The sequence below is a fragment of the Flavobacterium sp. genome (assembly GCF_028712645.1).
GTDB lineage: Bacteria > Bacteroidota > Bacteroidia > Flavobacteriales > Flavobacteriaceae > Flavobacterium.
The window spans coordinates 1-3300 of record NZ_JAQTPQ010000331.1; the positions used below are offsets into that span (position 1 = coordinate 1).

At 34.4% G+C, this 3300-nt stretch carries 3 protein-coding genes; 1 reads left to right on the forward strand and 2 read right to left on the reverse strand.

The features are described from left to right. Positions 1-24: 24 nt before the first annotated feature. A complete protein-coding gene (locus PHC28_RS17305; protein WP_300103495.1) occupies positions 25-714 on the reverse strand; it encodes an OmpA family protein in 690 nt (229 codons plus the stop codon). A 12-nt stretch (positions 715-726) separates the two neighbouring features. After that, on the reverse strand, positions 727-1203 hold the full coding sequence (locus PHC28_RS17310; RefSeq protein WP_300103497.1) for a lipocalin family protein: 477 nt from the start codon (positions 1201-1203) through the stop codon (positions 727-729). A gap of 172 nt (positions 1204-1375) precedes the next feature. On the opposite strand from PHC28_RS17310, the gene htpG reads away from it, so the two are divergent. Next, positions 1376-3259, forward strand: a complete 1884-nt coding sequence (htpG, locus tag PHC28_RS17315) for a molecular chaperone HtpG (RefSeq protein ID WP_300103499.1) — start codon at positions 1376-1378, stop codon at positions 3257-3259. The last annotated feature ends 41 nt before the right edge of the window (positions 3260-3300 follow it).

Here is a 3300-nt window from a genome sequence, read left to right on the forward strand (position 1 = left end):
GTGCTCTTCCGATCTAGTATGATTTTAATTTCCCGCTTCTTTTTTAGCTTCTTGAACCATTTTGTCATTGGCCAAAATAGCAAATTCCACACGACGATTTTGACTTCTTCCTTCAGGAGTTTCATTCGTGGCGATTGGCTCAACAATTCCCATTCCTGTAGTTTTAAATCTTGAACCTGCAAGTCCTTTTGAAACTAAATAATCTCTTACTGATTGCGCTCTTTTTTGAGAAAGTGTAAGATTATATTCTGCACTACCTGTACTATCTGTATATCCAAAAATCTCGATATCGGTATCTGCATATTCATTAAAAACAGGTATTAATTTATCTAAATTCGTTTTGGCCTGAGCTGTCAATGTTGATTTGTTGGTATCAAAACGAACGGCATCTTCTTTTAGTGTCAACCGAATTCCTTCCCCTACTCTTTCCACCTGAGCTCCTGGCAAGGCTTGGTTGATTTGTCTGGCTTGTTTGTCCATTTTATTTCCAATCAAAGCTCCAGTTCCTCCACCAATAGCAGCACCAATAAGGGCTCCCCCAGCGGTGCCTAATTTTGTATTATTCCCAATTATTGCTCCAATTAACGCACCTGCCCCTGCTCCAATTCCAGCACCTTTTTGAGTGTTATTTGCATTTTTTACTGAATCACAACTAGTAAAAACACTTGTCAAAAGAAATAAACTACTTATTCCTAAAATTGCTATTTTTTTCATTTTTTTATACTTTTAATTTAATTTGGCAAATTGATAAACTACATCTGTTAATTTACCTCCAACATTTATTTTATCTACCAATTGAAATGAGGTTTCTGTTTGATTTGCTACATACAAAACATAACCTTCTTTAACTTTTTTTGCTTTTACACCAGCATCTAGTATTTTCAAAACAAATTGTCCTTCTTTATTAACACTCCATACTATTGGAGAGCTAAATGCTGGACAACTCGACTTTGTTAAACTCATCCTTCCTTTGTTGTTATTGGAAATAAAATTCCAAGTGCTTCCGATAAAACATTTTGAATCTGCAATATCAAATGAATTTACCGTAATATAATCTGAACCTGGATAACTAACGTTTGTTATTTCCCAATTTCCTTTGATTCCCACTTGAGAACTTCTGTCCAACTTTGTGCTTGTTACTGATGTAGTTTTGCATGCAAAAAGCAAAACTGCTACTACCATCAATGTAATTGTTTTTTTCATTTTTTTTTCAACTTTTTAAGATTAAACTTATGCAAAGGTACGATGCTATTGTGAAAAAATGTTTCAAAATAATAGCCTTTTTTATCAAAATTAACGTTTCCGACATTTTGTCACTTTGCCTTTAATTGGTATCTTATTTGAGTACTATTTTGAAAATATAAAACTCAAAAATATGACAACTGGAAAAATTAATGTTTCGGTAGAAAACATCTTCCCCCTAATCAAGAAATTCTTATACAGCGATCACGAAATATTTTTGCGTGAGTTGATTTCTAATGGAACAGATGCTACCTTAAAGTTAAAACATCTAACAAGCGTTGGTGATGCCAAAGTTGAATATGGCAACCCAATCCTAGAAGTAAAAATCGATAAAGAAGGCAAGAAATTACACATTATCGACCAAGGTTTGGGGATGACTGCAGAAGAGGTCGAGAAATATATCAACCAAATTGCTTTTTCTGGAGCCGAAGAATTTTTAGAAAAATATAAAGATTCTGCCAAAGATTCAGGAATTATTGGTCATTTTGGTCTTGGATTCTATTCAGCTTTTATGGTGGCTTCGAAAGTGGAAATCATCACCAAATCATATAAAGACGAACCGGCAGCTCACTGGACTTGTGACGGAAGCCCTGAATTTACTTTAGAACCTGCCGACAAAACTGCTCGTGGAACAGAGATTATTTTGCACATTGCCGAAGATTCTTTAGAATTTTTAGAAGATAGCAAAATCAAAGAATTATTGAATCGTTACAACAAGTTTATGCCTATTCCAATTAAATTTGGAACCAAAACAGAAACATTACCAAAACCAGAAGATGCTCCTGAAGATTACGTAAACGAAACCATTGAAATTGATAATTTTATCAATAACCCAAATCCAGCTTGGACTAAACAACCAACAGAATTGACGGATGAAGATTATAAAAAATTCTACCACGAATTGTATCCAATGCAATTTGAAGAGCCGTTGTTTCACATTCATTTAAATGTAGATTATCCGTTCAATTTAACTGGAATTTTGTATTTCCCAAAATTGGGTTCTGATTTACAAATTCAAAAAGACAAAATTCAATTGTACCAAAACCAAGTCTATGTTACTGATAATGTAGAAGGAATTGTACCTGAATTCTTGACGATGTTGAAAGGGGTAATTGATTCGCCAGATATACCATTGAATGTTTCTCGTTCTGGTTTGCAAGCCGATGGTGCTGTGAAGAAAATTTCAAACTACATTACTCGTAAAGTAGCCGATAAATTGAAATCTTTGTTCACCGAAAATCGTGAAGATTTTGAATCAAAATGGAACGACATCAAAATTGTTTTGGAATATGGAATGCTATCTGAAGAGAAATTCTATGAAAAAGCTGGTGCTTTTGTTTTGTATCCAACCGTTGATGACAAATACTTCACGTTAGAAGAATTGAAAGAAAACCTAAAGGAAAAACAAACTGACAAAGACGGAAAATTAGTTGTTTTATACGCCGGAAACAAGGAAGCGCAACACTCTTATATCGAAATCGCTAAAGAAAAAGGATATGAAGTATTGCTTTTGGATTCTCCAATTATCTCGCATTTGATTCAAAAAATTGAGGGTGATAATAAAGATTTAACTTTCGTTCGTGTCGATTCAGATCACATTGATAATTTAATCAAGAAAGAAGAAACTACTATTTCGAAATTATCTGACACTGAAAAAGAAAGCTTGAAAGCTTCATTGGAAACTTATATTCCAAAAGCATACACAGTACAATTAGAAGCATTGGACAGCAATGCAGCACCATTTATCATCACGCAGCCAGAATTTATGCGTCGTATGAAAGAAATGAGTCAATCCGGTGGCGGCGGAATGTTCGGAATGGGAAATATGCCAGAAATGTATAATTTGGTGGTAAACACCAACTCAGAATTAGCTTCAAATATTTTGAATACACAAGACAAAACAACCCAGGAAGGTTTGGTAAAACAAGCTTTAGATTTGGCTAAATTATCTCAAAACCTATTGAAAGGCGAAGAACTTACGGCTTTCGTAAAAAGAAGCTTTGAACTGATTAAATAGTCCTCCCCTAACCCCTCCAAAGGAGGGGAATTAAGACCTGC